This is a genomic window from Streptomyces sp. SID13031 (genome assembly GCF_010548305.1).
Lineage (GTDB): Bacteria > Actinomycetota > Actinomycetes > Propionibacteriales > Kribbellaceae > Kribbella.
The window spans coordinates 105,026-118,948 of the sequence record NZ_JAAGLV010000001.1; the positions used below are offsets into that span (position 1 = coordinate 105,026).

The 13,923-nt window shown below is 68.4% G+C and carries 10 protein-coding genes; 8 read left to right on the forward strand and 2 right to left on the reverse strand.

The window, feature by feature from the left end; all coding sequences use genetic code 11:
- Positions 1–35: 35 nt before the first annotated feature.
- A complete protein-coding gene (locus tag G3I17_RS00470) occupies positions 36–3,773 on the reverse strand; it encodes a UvrD-helicase domain-containing protein (RefSeq protein ID WP_164592770.1) in 3,738 nt (1,245 codons plus the stop codon).
- Positions 3,766–6,861 carry a PD-(D/E)XK nuclease family protein gene (locus G3I17_RS00475; protein ID WP_164592772.1) on the reverse strand — a complete coding sequence of 1,032 codons (3,096 nt, stop codon included), beginning with the start codon at positions 6,859–6,861 and terminating at the stop codon, positions 3,766–3,768. The genes G3I17_RS00470 and G3I17_RS00475 overlap by 8 nt, the downstream gene beginning before the upstream one ends.
- A gap of 172 nt (positions 6,862–7,033) precedes the next feature.
- On the opposite strand from G3I17_RS00475, the gene G3I17_RS00480 reads away from it, so the two are divergent.
- The 8 genes from G3I17_RS00480 to G3I17_RS00515 all read left to right on the forward strand — a co-directional run bounded on the left by G3I17_RS00480 (position 7,034) and on the right by G3I17_RS00515 (position 13,775).
- Entirely contained in the window at positions 7,034–7,246 is a 213-nt protein-coding gene (locus tag G3I17_RS00480) for a hypothetical protein (protein ID WP_164592774.1), read from the forward strand.
- 7 nt (positions 7,247–7,253) lie between these two features.
- A complete protein-coding gene (locus tag G3I17_RS00485) occupies positions 7,254–7,652 on the forward strand; it encodes a VOC family protein (RefSeq protein WP_164592776.1) in 399 nt (132 codons plus the stop codon).
- 112 nt (positions 7,653–7,764) lie between these two features.
- Positions 7,765–10,530, forward strand: coding sequence for an FtsK/SpoIIIE domain-containing protein (locus G3I17_RS00490; RefSeq protein WP_164592778.1), 2,766 nt, complete (start codon positions 7,765–7,767; stop codon positions 10,528–10,530).
- Entirely contained in the window at positions 10,527–11,207 is a 681-nt protein-coding gene (locus G3I17_RS00495) for a hypothetical protein (protein ID WP_164592780.1), read from the forward strand. The genes G3I17_RS00490 and G3I17_RS00495 overlap by 4 nt, the downstream gene beginning before the upstream one ends.
- A gap of 16 nt (positions 11,208–11,223) precedes the next feature.
- Positions 11,224–11,484, forward strand: coding sequence for a hypothetical protein (locus G3I17_RS00500; RefSeq protein ID WP_164592782.1), 261 nt, complete (start codon positions 11,224–11,226; stop codon positions 11,482–11,484).
- Positions 11,485–11,489: 5 nt separating this feature from the next.
- Positions 11,490–12,794 carry a hypothetical protein gene (locus tag G3I17_RS00505; RefSeq protein WP_164592784.1) on the forward strand — a complete coding sequence of 435 codons (1,305 nt, stop codon included), beginning with the start codon at positions 11,490–11,492 and terminating at the stop codon, positions 12,792–12,794.
- Entirely contained in the window at positions 12,794–13,252 is a 459-nt protein-coding gene (locus G3I17_RS00510; protein WP_164592786.1) for a hypothetical protein, read from the forward strand. Before G3I17_RS00505 ends, G3I17_RS00510 begins: the two co-directional genes overlap by 1 nt.
- Before the next feature lie 34 nt (positions 13,253–13,286).
- On the forward strand, positions 13,287–13,775 hold the full coding sequence (locus G3I17_RS00515) for a hypothetical protein (RefSeq protein ID WP_164592788.1): 489 nt from the start codon (positions 13,287–13,289) through the stop codon (positions 13,773–13,775).
- Positions 13,776–13,923 lie beyond the last annotated feature (148 nt).

Consider the following 13,923-nt stretch of genomic DNA (forward strand, 5'->3'; position numbering starts at 1 on the left):
GTGTGCCGGTCCGTCGGTGCTGCGGGCGGCTGGATTTAGAGCTGGTGTGCGTGTGCTGTGGTTGGGGCCAGGAAGAGGAGGACGGGGCGGCCGGTGTTGGGGAGCAGGTCCGTGTAGGTGTGGAGTTGGGGCGCGTAGTGGGCGATGCGGGCGTCGAGGGCTTCGGCGGGGATGGCGTCGGTTTTGTAGTCGACGATGATCAGGGTGCCGTCGTCTTCGCGGTAGATCAGGTCGACGAAACCTTCGAGAACGGTGCCGTCTGGTTGGAGGGTGCCGACGTAGGACTCTCGCCAGTGTTCGCGGGCGGCTGCACGTTGGACCACCTCTGACGACAGGGCTGAGCGGACCAAGGCGGTGACGACGTCGGCGTACTCGACGACGCCCTCGGCCAGACACTGCGCGGAGACCGCGGCGTCCAAGCCGGCTCCGGTGGAGAGGTCGACGATCTGGAGCACGCCGTGTACTGCGCGGCCGATGGCCGTGCCGTAGCGGCCCTTGGACCATGGTGGGAGCTCGACGTCGCGGGCGGCCTTGGCGGCACCGGGGTCAGCCCCTTGGAGGGCCACATCCGGGCCGGTGCCTTCGAGGCCTGAGGCGCTTTGGGCTGAACGCTTGCGGCTGGCCTGGCGGGCGTCTGTGATGCGCGCTTCCCACTCTTGGCGGTTGACCGGTGGGCGCACTTGTTCAGTGGCGCCGGCTGACTCGGAGGACGCCGTGACTGCAGGGCCGGTGAAGAGCGTTGGGTTGGCCGCGGTGTCAGCGTTGGCGGACGCGAAAAGCTCGGCGTTGCTGGAGTGGCGGCGGCTGCCGGAGCGGTGGAGCGAGATGACCAGGTGGTCGCGGGCGCGGGTCGTGGCGACGTACAGGAGGCGGCGGCGTTCGTAGTCGTCCATCTGCTCGTCGACGGGCTGGACCAGGTCGAAGTCCTCGGTCTGGACGGAGGCCTTGAGCTTCACCGCGTAGCCGCCGTCGTTCGGCCAGAGAACCTGTACGCCGCGTTGGCGGTTCGGCGCGGCGGTCATGCCGGAGAGGATGACGATCGGGAACTCCAGGCCCTTCGCGGCGTGGATCGTCATCACCCGTACCGCGTCGGCGTCGGTCTCGGGCAGGACCGCTTCGGCGACTCGCGACGCCTCTTCGCCTTGGTGTGCGGCCCAGGCGAGGTAGGAGCGCAGGCCGCCGTGTTCGACCTCGGACCATGCGCGGGCCTGGTCGACGACGAAGCGGACCCGGCGCCAGGCGTCGCGGGCGCGTGGGCCGGTGGCGGCGACCTCGAGCATGCGGCGGTCGGCGACGATCTTGGCCAGTACCTCGCTCGGGGTCAGCCAGCGTGAGGCGTAGTACGTGCGGCGGAGCCACTCCATCGCTTCGCCGACCGGGTGGGTGAGGAGGGCGTCGGGGACGGGGGCGGTGAGATTGAAGGAGCCGCCGGATCGCTTCCAGGTGAAGAGATCGTCGTCGCCGCAGCCGAAGAGGGGCGAGCGAAGTGCGGTCACCAGGGCGAGTTGGTCGCTGGGGTCGCCGAGGGCGCGGGCACAGGCGAGCAGGTCGCGGACCTCGGCCGTTTGGTAGACGAGGGAGCTGGCTTCGGCGCGGTACGGGATGTCGGCGCGGTCGAGGGCTTCCTCGAGGAACGGTAGCGACGTCCGGGCTGGAACCAGTACTGCGATGTCGCCCGCGCCGGCGGGTCGCCAGGACGCGGCCTTCTCGTCGTAGACCTGCCAGCCGTTGCTGAGGGCCTGGTCGATGACGGCGGCGACGTCGGCTGCTTCGCGTTCGCGCAGGATGGAGGCTCCCGCGCGCGGGAGATCGTCGTGCGGCTCGGCGCCGAGGATCGTCACCGCAGGACCGTCGGCGGATCCGCGGCCGGTGGATGGTGCGGTGGGGTCTGGCCCGGGCGACTGGTCGGCCGCGGGCGGCTCGGCGGTCGTGGCAGACGGTGCGGGGACCGACGAGAGATGCCGTCGGAGCGGCGTGACGCTGGCGAGGTGAGTGGCCTCGGCCGAAAAGGTCTCGGCCGAAGTGGTCTCACCTGCGGCGTCGAGGTGAGTGGCGTCGGCCGGCGCCTCGGGCGACGTGGTCTCGTCTGCGGCGGCGCGGCTGTCAGCAGCGTCGGGCTCTTCCTCGGAGAAGTCGAGGAAGGAGAGTTGGTCACCGCTCACTGGAGAGCTGTGGTCGTGGGCCGGCCCCGGTGAGCCAGCGAGGCCGGGCGGGAGCGAGTCGGCCGTCGCGCGAGACGACGTGGCCTGGACGCCTGAGTTGTCTCCGGCCGTTGGCGGAGGCTCGGCATCGCCGGTGGCGGCGGCCACCGAGGTGCCGTGGGTGGTGAGGAGCGTGGTGGGGGTGGTGGTGCTCGACGGGGTGGAAGGTGTGGCTGCGGGGCGGCGGTGGGGCGCCAACGGGTGGTACGTGGGTTGGGCGGCTGGTTCGGGGGTGATCAGGGTGGCGAAGACCGTGTTGATCCAGTCGAGGACGGACGGCACAGTGCGGAAGTTGGTGGTCAGGGTGACGGTCTCGCCGAGTAGGTCCTGGGCGGTGAGGTAGGTGGCGATGTTGGCGCGGCGGAAGCGGTAGATCGACTGTTTGGGGTCGCCGACGACGAAGAGGCTGCCGTCGGGGACGTCCACGTCGCGCCAGTCGGGTGCGTCGGCCTCGGCGCCGCCGGCGATGCGGACCGCCAGCTCGATCTGGATCGGGTCGGTGTCCTGGAACTCGTCCAGCAGCAACCGCTGATAGCGCTCCTGCAGCGCGGACCGCACCGCGGGCTCGCGGCGCAGCAGGTCGCGGGCGAGGACCAGCAGGTCGTGGAACTCCAGGCGCCCTTCGGCCCTGCGCAGCTCGGCCGACTCCAGCACGCGGATCGCGAGCCAGTGCGAAAGGTGCCGTAGGCAAGCATCTAGTAGCAGCTCGACGAGCGAGCCCGCGACGTCGACGACCTCGGTGCAGTCGGCGCGGAGCTTGTTGATGTCGGGCCAGTTCTCCTTGCGGCCGATCCGGCCGACCTTGAGGCTGCGCAGGGCCTGCAGATGGGCGAGCTGTGTCTCCTGGTCCGTCGCGGCGTCGAGCATCAGGCCGAGGTCGTGGATCTGGCGGACCTTCGGCAGCAACTTGTCGTCGGTGTCGCGGCAGTCTGCGGTCGCCGAGCCGATCTGCCCGGCGGCCGTGATCAGACCGCTCAGGTCAGGCATGGCGACCAGCTCGGGCGGATCGACCAGGACACGGTCGCCGATCAGGTCCCAGTCGTTGCCGAACAACCGGGCCAAGGAACGCAGGTGCTTCAGCTCCACGCCGACGGCCATCGCGAGCAGCAGTGGTTCGGCGATCGAGTCGTCGTCGAGCAGTTGCTGCTGCAGCTCGGACCAGCGCTCCTCGAAGGCGACCGACGAGCCGACCTCGTCCAGTACGTCGATCAGCGGCGGCAGCCCGGCCTCGATCGGATGCGCGAGCAGGATCTGCTGGGCGAACGAGTGGAGCGTCCCGATCGACGCCGAGTCCAGATCGTCCAGCGCGTCATCGGCGGCGGCCCGCGCCGGACCCTTCCGCGCCTTCTCGAACTCCACGCGCAGCCGGTCGCGCAGCTCCGCACCGGCCTTCTCGGTGAAGGTGACGGCCGCGACCGTGCTCAGCGGTACGCCGTCGCGCAGTACGAGCGTGATGACGCGCTCGACGAGAGCATGCGTCTTGCCCGAGCCGGCGCCCGCCTCGACGAACAACGTCGACGAGGTGTCGGTCCGGATCCGGTCGCGCGCGTCGGCATCCAGCAGTTCAGTCATCGAGGGCCACCTCCTCGAAGGCGGGCAGAGCGGTCGGATCGATCAGGCGGACCAGCCGATCAAGCGTCTGGTCATGACGTTTGCGCTCCCACCGGGCCCGTACTTCGCTGTGCCCGATCGCATCGGGATTGCAGTAGTGACATTGCACCCAGAGGAAGTCGGGAACCTCGGGCGCCTTGGCGGGGAAGTAGCCGGCCGCGATCGACGACACGATCACGTCGAGCGTGTCGACGTATCGAGCCTCCACCTCAGGCGTGAGCGGCACCGGGATTCGTCCTCCGCCCCTGCGGACGAACCAGTACGACGCCTCGACCGGTGTCGTCGACTCGCCCAGCCGGGCGCGAGCGGCGTAGGCATAGACCGGCAGTTGGAGCTTCGTCCCCGCGGCGACCGGATCGAGCTCGATCGCTTCGAACCGCCTGGGGCTACCGGTCTTCACATCGGTGACGTAGATGGTGCCGTCCCTGCCGCGATCGACCTTGTCGGCGGAACCGCGGAGCAGCACCCGCCCGGACGCCACCTTGATCTCTACCGGCGGCTGTCCGTCCGATCCGAATCGCAACTCACTCGCGATCACCGAGGCGTCGTGCTCGGCACGCCACTCCTCATCGTCGGTGAGTAACCTCTGCAGATCCTGCAAGATGCGCAACCGCTCGCGCTGCCACAACCGCGGATGCCCGGTCAGCCCGTCGGCCTCGAACTGGCCGGCCAGATCAGCCCCGATCACCAGCAGCAGTGACCGTTGCTCCGCGGTCCACGGCTCGCCGAACCCCGGCAGCGAACCAGTCAACCCACTCACAAACCTGTCCAGGCTGTCGTGCATCAGGTTGCCCACCTGCAAGGGCGAGATGACCAGCAGATCCTCGGGCGCCTCCAGCCGCTCGACCTGCAGCAACCGCTCGACGAAGTACGCGTGCGGACAGCTCGCATAGGACTCCAGCGACGTCGGCGACGCGATCCGATCTTCCAGCGCGTAGTCCGGCAGCCCTGGCACGCCGGAGAGGTTGCCGTCGAAGCGGGTGAACTCGTCGCTGCCGCGTGAGCGCAGCAACACCCGGGCCCGGTCGACCACGTCATCGGCCAGCGTCAGCCCGGCGGTCAAGGCGCGCACGCGCCAGTCCTGCTCGGTCGCGGGCAAGGTTGTCGTGGTCAACGATCCCGCGTATGACGCCGAGGTCAGCAGGCGATCGCCGTACGACGCCTGGTCCCACTCCGTCGCGGCCAGTGCATGGTCGCCGGTCAGGGATCGCAACGTCCCGAGCAGCCACCGCGTCGGCAGCCGTCGACTCGATCGGCGCAGATCGCCACGAGGGAATGATGCGACGACCCGAGATGCGCCGGAAGCGAAGGCGACGAGCAGATGGCGTTGCTTCGCGTCCAGCCGGTCGCGGAACGACGCAAGCTCGGGCGCAGCCGCCTCGCGCACGCGGTGGGGGAGCAGCGCATCCTCATGCACCTTGCCGGGATACAGATCCTCCGACAGCCCGACCACGAACACGACATCCACCGACAGCCCGACACTCGCGGACATCGGCGCGACCAGTACTCCGGTGCCGAACGTCCCGACGCGGGGCAAAGACTGCTGCAGCTCGAGATCGAGCACATCCCGCAGTACCGACAAACTGGCCGGCGTCCCGAGCTCATCAAGGACAGAAAGACCGCGTAGAACACCCTCGACTGCGACCGCGGCGTACAGCTCCTCTTGCTCCTGCGGGGGCAGCGCATCTATGTCGAGCAAGGCGTGAAAGAGCCCGAGCACCGAATGAGCCAACTCGGACCAAGTGCCCAACTGGGCAGCGCCGAACAGCCGTCGCCGAAGCTCGACGGCGAACTCACGCAGTTGCTGCGCGTTGCCTGCGTTGCCCTGCGCTCGGCGGATCACGCCCGCGATCGGGTCGTCCGAGGCCTGCTCCTGCTCAGCCGTCCGATGCTCCGACTCGACATAGCGCCGCAGTCGCTCGTCCCAATCCTCGCCGCGAACCACTCCGGCGACGCGCGACAACCGCTCCCATCGCGGCACGGGGATCCGCTCGCCGGTGAAGTCACGCGTCGGCGCGTTCGCCAGTGCGCGGAACAGGTCGGCCCGCGGCAGATCGTGATCGACCAGCGCCAGTACTTCGAGCAGCGTACGAGCGATCGCACGTTCGTGAACTGGCCGCGTGCCCGGCCCGTTGACCTCGATCTCGGCGGCGGCCAGGTGCTCGTGCAGCAGTCGCGCGTACGGCGTTGCGGCGGAGTACAGGATTGCGATGCGATGAGCCGGCGTTCGCTTGAGGGACGCGACTACATCCCGGACGACGCAGCGGACCTCGTCGTCGGCGTCGGACGCGTTGAGCACCTCGGTGGCGACCGGGTAGTTCTTGGAGATCGAGGTCGGCAGGTCGATCCCGATCCGCTCCAGCGACCGCCGGACGGCCCGGTCGGCGCGGCGGACGTCGGTCAGCCCGACGATCACCGTCAGGTCGGCGGCCGCGTCGCCCAATGCCGAGACGAAGCCGGCTTCGGCTTGGGTCAGCTCCTGCGGGAGATACAGCACCAAGGCGCCGAGCTCTCCCACCATGCCCGGCTCGCAACGCGCCGAAGCAGCGTGCAGGAGCTCGGTCTCGTCGTACCAGTCCGGCAGCAGCTCATCCGTCACGTGGCGGTGGAGCCTGACCAGATCTGGCCCGAGAGTCGAGGCTGACGACACTTTGTCGAGCGCGGGAGAAGTGAGGTCGCGCAGCTCGCGATGCGCTGCAGCAAGCGCTTGGATCGTCGACGGGTGATCGGCGACGGCCTCGAAGACGCCGGGCGCCTTGGACAGCGCAGTACGCCAGGTCGCCGCGACGATCGGCCGGGTCGCGGGCCGCCTGGGCGCGAGGGTGCCGGCGGCGAGTTGCTCGGCCAGACGTGGCAACGTCGCCAGATACAGGGCGCCGATGGTCGAGCGGGCCAGGAAGCGGCGCGCGGTGACGCCGGCCAGGTTGTTGGGCAGGAGCAGGGTGACCGGCTTCATCGGGTCGTCGCCCTTGAGCTCGGCGACGACCTCGCCGAGCTTGGCCAGCGCAGCCGCGCCGTACGCCGTCGTCTCGATCCTGGTCGCGCTCATCTGGCCCCCTCCTGACTAGTCTCCCCAGACGCTAGACCACCCGGCCGACAGTTTGCTGAACCCCTGGCCAAGACTGTGGAAAACCAGCAGACCAAGGGAAGGAAGGAGGGCGGGGGAGGGGAGAAACGCCCACATCTCTGCGGCGATCGCGATCGGCTCGGACAATGAAGGAATGACCAAGGAGAGCAGCGTCGCCCGCGTACTGCTGGTGCTGGTCTTCGCGCCGTCCGGCGGCCTGTTCGGCAAGGCCGTGGCCGACGCCGCGTCCGGTCGCGAATGGTGGCCGTGGCTGGTCGCCGCGCTGGTCTGGCTGGTGCTGTCCGGGCTGGTCTCGGTGGCGGTGTCGAGCCGGTATGACGATGAATACCGCGACCAGCACAGATAATGCTCCGATGGCCGCCGCTGTGCACCACATCGAAATCTGGGTCCCGGACCTCTCCCGGGCGCTGAACGACTGGGGCTGGGTGCTCCACCAGCTGGGCTGGAAGGACGGCGACGGCTGGCCCGGCGGCTTCAGCTGGAAGGCCGGCGTCGACAGCTCGTACATCGTCGTCGAGCAGAGCCCCGCACTGTCCGCCGACAGCCATGACCGGCTCCGCCCCGGTATGAATCACCTCGCCCTGAACGCCGCCAGCCGGGCTGAGGTCGACGCGATCGTCTCCGCTGCGGCCGGCCACGGCTGGACGCTGATGTTCGCCGACCGGCACCCGTACGCCGGCGGTCCCCAGCATTACGCCGCATTCCTGCATAACCAGGACGGCTACGAGCTCGAGATCGTCGCCCCCGGATAACCGATCGGTTGGTGAGACTTCTGTGCCTGGAGTGACGGACGGGACTGCCGATGTGACATGGTTGGCGAAGGCATTCGGTTGGTCGCGGGGCGAAGGTGGAAGGACGGTGCTCGTGACGGAGCAGCCTGACGGGGAGAGCACGCCCGCACCTGGCTCCGAGGTCGCAGCCGGTCCAGAGATCCTGGAAGCACGGATCCGCGGCCTCCAGTTCGCGCTCGGGCAGCTGCTCGAGAACGCTCGTCAGCTCACGCGAGGCGAGCACCAGCGCGCAGTACAGCTGCATCGCCACTTACAGGCCGAAACCGCGGCCGCCCGGCGCGAATCGCGAGGCCTGGTCGAGGCCGCCACCACGGAGGCGCTGTCGGCCGCTGAGCCCGCCGCGCGTCTACTGGCCGACCGGCTGGCGCCTGGCCTGGCATCCATTCCCCCCAACGACGCGCGCTGGCGTTCCCGGCAGTACGTCGGCACCGGCACCCCGTCGTACGTGCGAGTCGGCGCCCTCGATTCCGGTACGCCGGTAGTGGCGCCCTTGTTGCGTACGAACGGGTGGAAGGTGACCGCCGATCGCAACGAGTCGGCCCGCCGGTTGCTGCAGAGCGTCGCGTTGCGGCTGATCTCGGCGGCCGAGCCGTTCCGGTTGCGGATCGACGCGTTCGACCCACGGCTGACCGGGACGATGGGCCTGCTCGGGCACCTGACCACGAAGTACCCGCAATTGGTGCCGAGGGCAACGCACACGGCCGACCAGTTGCACACGGTGCTGTCCGGGCTGGTCGACGTCTCGTCGTTGCGTGCCAGCAGGCAAGCACAGTTGGGGCACAAGCACTTCGAGGACCTCGTCCGCGAGACCGGGCGCGTCACCGATCCATACCGGTTGATCGTGCTGTTCGACTACCCGTCCGGCATCGACCAGCTGGCCCAGCGCGACCTGGTCCGGCTGGCGGCGACCGGCGCGGATCGGGGCATCTGCTTCCTGGTCCACCACGACCCGGCCAGTGCCGGCGAGCACGAGGTCGACGCTCGCCAGTTGCTGGAGCTGCTCAATCCCGTTGCCATCGCCAACGAGAAGGTCGAGCTGTCGCAGCTGCCGAACGTGCCTGCCCGGCTCGACCCGGCCTTCGACGCGAACATCGCCGCCGGCGTCTGTGACATCGTCGCCGAGCTGGCCGAGATCGCTGTCCTGCCGACGATCGAGTTCAACCGGACACTGCCGGACAGATCCACCTGGTGGCAGCCCGTCACCGACGAGATCAGCACGGTGATCGGGTACGACGATCGCACGCCGGCGCTGGTGCGGTTGCGCAGCGGCAACCCGGCGCTGCCGCATGTGCTCGTGGGTGGCGCTGTGGGGCAGGGCAAGTCCAACCTGCTGCTCGTGCTGATCCACGGTCTGGCCGCGCGGTACGACCCGGCGGATCTGGAGATGTACCTGCTCGACTTCAAGCACGGGGTGGAGTTCTCGGCGCTCGGGCCGGCCGGCGAGCGGGAGCATTGGCTGCCGCATGTGCGGGTGCTCGGGGTGCACAGTGACCGGGCGTTCGGCCTCGCGGTACTGCGGCATCTGTCCGACGAGTTGGCTCGGCGGAGCGAGATCTTCAAGTCACACGGCAATGTGGCCGACATCGCCGAGCTTCCCCCGGGTCCTGGCCGGCCGCCGCGCATCCTCGCAGTACTGGATGAGTTCCAGGTGTTGCTCGAAGATGATGACGAGCTGGCCGATGAGGCTGCGCGGTTGCTGGAGCGGCTGGTGCGACTCGGGCGGGCGTACGGCGTGCACGTGGTGCTCGCGACGCAGACGATCGAGGGCGTGAAACGGTTGTCGACGCGGCGCGACTCGATCTTCGGGCAGGTGCCGTACCGGATCGCGTTGAAGACGACGCCGGCTGACGCGCAGGCGATTCTGCGGACGGGCAACACGGCCGCGGCGGAGTTGCAGTTCCGCGGCGAGGCGGTGCTGAACGCGAACTTCGGCTCGCCCGACGACAACCAGCACGTGCTGGTGAGCTTTGCGGACAAGGCTGTGCTGGATGATCTGCGCCGTGAGTTGTGGGTGAGATCCGGTACTACGCACCCGCCACGTATTTTCCACCTGGCCGAGCCGGCGCGGCTGACCGATACTGCGGCAGCTGTCCAGCCCGAACTCGGGCGACCGTGGACCGGGTTGCCGATCGCGGTGACCGAGGAGCCGGTTTCGGTGGAGGTGCGGCCGGAGCCTGGCGCCGGAGTACTGGTGCTGGGCGATGGGCCGGGGGACGCGCTCGGGGTGCTGACCGGGCTCGCGACGTCGGCGGCCGCGGCAGCCGCAGTACCGCCTCGCTTCATCTTCCTGGATGGCACGGATTCGGCGCCTGTGGTTGCTGAGGGCAAGGATTCGCTGATCCAGACGTTGCGGCAGCTCGGCTGCGAGGTCGAGACGGTGGACAAGCACGGCGATGTCGTACCGCGGCTGTTCTCGTTGCGGGACTCGGTGCGCGACGGGCACGTGGGCGGTACGACGTACCTGCTGGGGTTCGGGTTTCACGGCGTACCGAAGATGCAGACGCATGCCGAGGGGTTCTTCGAGAGCCCGGCCAATGCGCTGCAGGACATCGTGCGAGACGGGCCGGCCCAAGGGCTGGTCACGTTCGGGTGGTGGAACCGGCTGCACGTCTGCACCGAGCAACTCGGGTACGGGCGGGCCAATGTGGCGACACACGTCTTCCTACGGCACCCGCAGGACGGCGTACGGGCTGTCGCTGGGCCGTTGGTGCGGTGGGCGTCGGAGCCGCATCGCGCGTTGCTGTGGGACGGGCTGCACCCGGAGGCACAGGTCGTCGTACCGTTTGCGCCGCTGCGCGCGGATGAGGTCGATCGGTACTTGGAGCTGGTGCGCCGATGAAGACAGAGCAGCAGCAGTGGACGGAGTACGCGCGGGCGCTCCGGCAAGTCGCGGGGGCTCGGGCGGACGCGCAGCAGACGCAGGACCGGGTGACAGCTCACCGGTCCAAGGCCGAAGCCACGGCGATGGCCGAGGCGGACGCCATGGCCGAGCGGGGGCGCAAGCTGGAGATCCGGCTCAACACGCTCGCGGAGAAGGCGGCCGGGAGTCTGCAGCGGGCGGGCCTGCCGCTGGAGGGTAAGCGCGCCTCCATCCCGCTGCCGGAGATGCGCGGTATGACTGACATGGAAGCGGCCGCCACGAAGCTCACCAAGCAACTCGCGGAGACCGTTGACAAGCTGGAAGACGTTCGCAAGACGGCCCGGGCGGAGCAGGAGCGTCGCAAGCGCCGTACGATCAGCGCCGTCGAGGTACTGGTCGGCTTCGTCCTGGTCTGGGTAGCGAGGGGATCCCTCCTGGCCGGCCTGGAGGCCGCAGCGATTGCGGCGGTCACCCTGCTGGCTGCGTCGCGCGTACTGGGTCTGCCGCGGCTGCCCGGTGCTCGCTGGTGGGGCTGGGGCGGGGCGGCTCTGGTCGTCGTCCTGATGGCAGCAGGACTGCCGTGGTGGCTGGCGATCCTGGTGCCGGCCGCAGTGGCCGGTACGGCGATCGTGCTGCCGAAGAAGCGCAACCCCTAGGAAGAAGAGGCAGTAAGTGTCCGACGTACAGCGGCTCAAGGAACAGCTGCACCAGGTCTCCGCCGAGGCCAAGCAGGCAGCTGGCGGCTTGGCCGGGTTCAAGCTCCGCTTCATCCAGCACAGCGCCCAGGTGGAGAGTCTGATCGCCGGTACGGCGACCGGGGTGGATCGCGACATCTCCGAGATCCTCGACGCCGCGGGCAAGGCGGTCGAACAGGCAGCCGAGGCACTGGAGATCGCCTCGGCCGGCTGCAAGAGCTACGCCGACCAGATCTGAGATCGATGCCCTCCGACCTGCAGCGGGTGGCGCGCGGACTGGTCGAGTGTCTGAACGAGGTACCTGCTGTGGTGGCGCACCTGCAGCGCACGGCTGAGCGGTGTCGCGAGAACGCGGCGCTGGCGATCGCGGCGTCGCAGGGGCAGGCAACTGTTGCCGCGCAGCAGTTGGATGCGGCTGCGCGCGCGTGTGAGCAGGCCGCGCACTACTTGTCGATGGCGCCGCCCAAGGCGAAGACCTGGGCCGAGCGTCTCGTCGGCGCGCCCCGATCGGGCGATCGGCCGGATGCACAATCGGCGGATCGCAACCGCGCGACCGGCGGCTCGTCGGACATCGCCGAGCGAGACCTGTTCGGCCGGGTCACCCGTACGTCGCTGCCCTTCAAGCCCTTGGAAGATGCCGAGGGCAAGGAGCCACCGCTGATCACGGTCGCCCGCAAAGCCTTCGAGAAGCTCCGCAAACAGCAGGAGAAGGCCGAAGAGGAGCGAGAGCAGCCGGAGGAACTCGAGGTCGAGATCGTCGTCGCGGAGACCGGCGAGATCGAGGTGGTCGACCAGAAACCCCCCGAAGACCGCGACTACGAAATCAAGGTAGAACTCGACACGGCCGCCACCGACCTCCTGAAGTCAATGCAAGAACACGGCCAGCAAACCTGGACGGCCGCCACCATCCTCATCGCCCCCACCCGGGTAACCGCCACCTTCACCTACCCCGACGAGCCCCCACCCACGCCGGCCCCGGTGATCATCGACGTAGAGCTGCCCGAACCATCTGCCCCCGCGGCCGATAGTCAGCCTCCGCCACAACCCGAGGTACCGGAAATCGACGTCGCCCTCGACGACCTTCCGGACTTCGAGCCAGCGTTCCACCGACGCGCACTGGGCGATGACTTCGCTCCGAGCGTCCACGATCCCCACCGCGGTTTCTCGGCAAAAGAGCTGAGAATCGCGGAGCGTCTTGTCGGAGAAGGCTGGAGAATCGATGCGAGGCTTGTCGACAATGGGTCGGATGATCCGAATCCGGACGGGATGACACGCAAGGACCGTTCTGACCGAGGTTCCGTGATCGAGTTCAAGACCTTGGAGACCGCCAGGGTCGAGACGGTCAAACGCAACATACTCAAAGCCGGCAGGCAGGTCCGATCGGTTGACGGTGAAGTGGTTGTCGACGGCCGGAACGTCAAGCTCGGTGAGGCTGACGCCCGGGAGGCGTACCGCGCCGCGGCGAGGCAGCCGGGAGCGACCGTTGCCAGGGTTGTGCACTTGATTCTCGGCGATGGACGGATGATCACGTATGCGAAGGAGAACTGATGGCCACCGATGAGAGCATCTTTCTGCAGCTCGACGATGACCCGGAGCAGGTGGCCGAGTGGTTGGTGGCCGTGTTGCCATTCGAGCGGTTGTCGGGGGGGCAGGACGAGGTTGTACTGCGTGGTGCTGCGGCTACCGTTGATGGGTGGCTGCGAGTGGCGGTCAGCCGGAATATCTATGTCTCGCCGGACGCCGGGCCCGACGAGCTTCAGGCGATCGACGCTTATCCGATCGAGATCGGGATCAGGTACAAGCCGGATGAGGTTCTGCGGCGCGAGGCACGGCTGGCCTTCGACAAACTGGTTGAGGCACGGCCAGAGATACCGATGCTCCTGGTGCACGAGGTGACGATCTTGGATGCGGCTCACCTGCCGGGAACCGGTACGCAGTACTTCGAGGAGTCGGTCACCGTCGATGCTCCGGATCAGGACAAATGGCGGGAGTGGGTGCGTAGCTGAGTAGCCAATCGGCTGCCAGTCCGAAGGAGCAATGATGTCGACTGTCGAGAACGTCTTTCTGCAGACGGATCTGGCGGGTCAGCAGGTACTCGACGATTGGCTGGTGCCCCTGTTCGGGCTTGAGAGCGTCCCGGGCGAGCCGTCTGAGGGTGGGGAGTACTACGCACGAGGCCCCGCGATCGGCGTCGATGGCTGGCTGGGGTTCGTGGTTCGTCCCAACAGCTTTCAGGGAGTCGACCCGGAGCCCGACGACGTCCAGGCCTTCGACGCCTATCCGCCGGAGACAGCCATCCGCTACGGAACCCGAGTGGAGGGCGTGCAGGAGCAGCAGGCGAGGCTCATCTTCGAGAAGTTGGTCGAGACGCGACCAGACGTGCCGATGCTTCTGGCGCACGACTTGGACCTCCTGGTTGGCGCCCATCTACCCGGCGGCGGCACGCAGTACTGGCCAGACCCCCCGACCGTGGATGCGCCAGACCAGGACGACTGGCGCCCCTGGGTCACTGAGACACGCGGTCGATGACGGAGTACCTCGAAGATGGGCTGGAGACGCTGATTCCGGATGGCGGATAGTGACGAGATCTTTCTGGCGGTCGTGTCGACACCTGGAGACCATGGGTTCTGCGACGGGGGAGTAGCGGCGACGATGGGGACGGGTGGCTCGGGTTCTT

Excerpts from the sequence above, each read along its gene's own strand:
- G3I17_RS00470 (WP_164592770.1), bottom strand. The coding sequence starts at position 3,773 with ATGACTGAACTGCTGGATGCCGACGCGCGCGACCGGATCCGGACCGAC.
- G3I17_RS00475 (WP_164592772.1), bottom strand. The coding sequence starts at position 6,861 with ATGAGCGCGACCAGGATCGAGACGACGGCGTACGGCGCGGCTGCGCTG.
- G3I17_RS00480 (WP_164592774.1), top strand. The coding sequence starts at position 7,034 with ATGACCAAGGAGAGCAGCGTCGCCCGCGTACTGCTGGTGCTGGTCTTC.
- G3I17_RS00485 (WP_164592776.1), top strand. The coding sequence starts at position 7,254 with ATGGCCGCCGCTGTGCACCACATCGAAATCTGGGTCCCGGACCTCTCC.
- G3I17_RS00495 (WP_164592780.1), top strand. The coding sequence starts at position 10,527 with ATGAAGACAGAGCAGCAGCAGTGGACGGAGTACGCGCGGGCGCTCCGG.
- G3I17_RS00505 (WP_164592784.1), top strand. The coding sequence starts at position 11,490 with ATGCCCTCCGACCTGCAGCGGGTGGCGCGCGGACTGGTCGAGTGTCTG.
- G3I17_RS00510 (WP_164592786.1), top strand. The coding sequence starts at position 12,794 with ATGGCCACCGATGAGAGCATCTTTCTGCAGCTCGACGATGACCCGGAG.
- G3I17_RS00515 (WP_164592788.1), top strand. The coding sequence starts at position 13,287 with ATGTCGACTGTCGAGAACGTCTTTCTGCAGACGGATCTGGCGGGTCAG.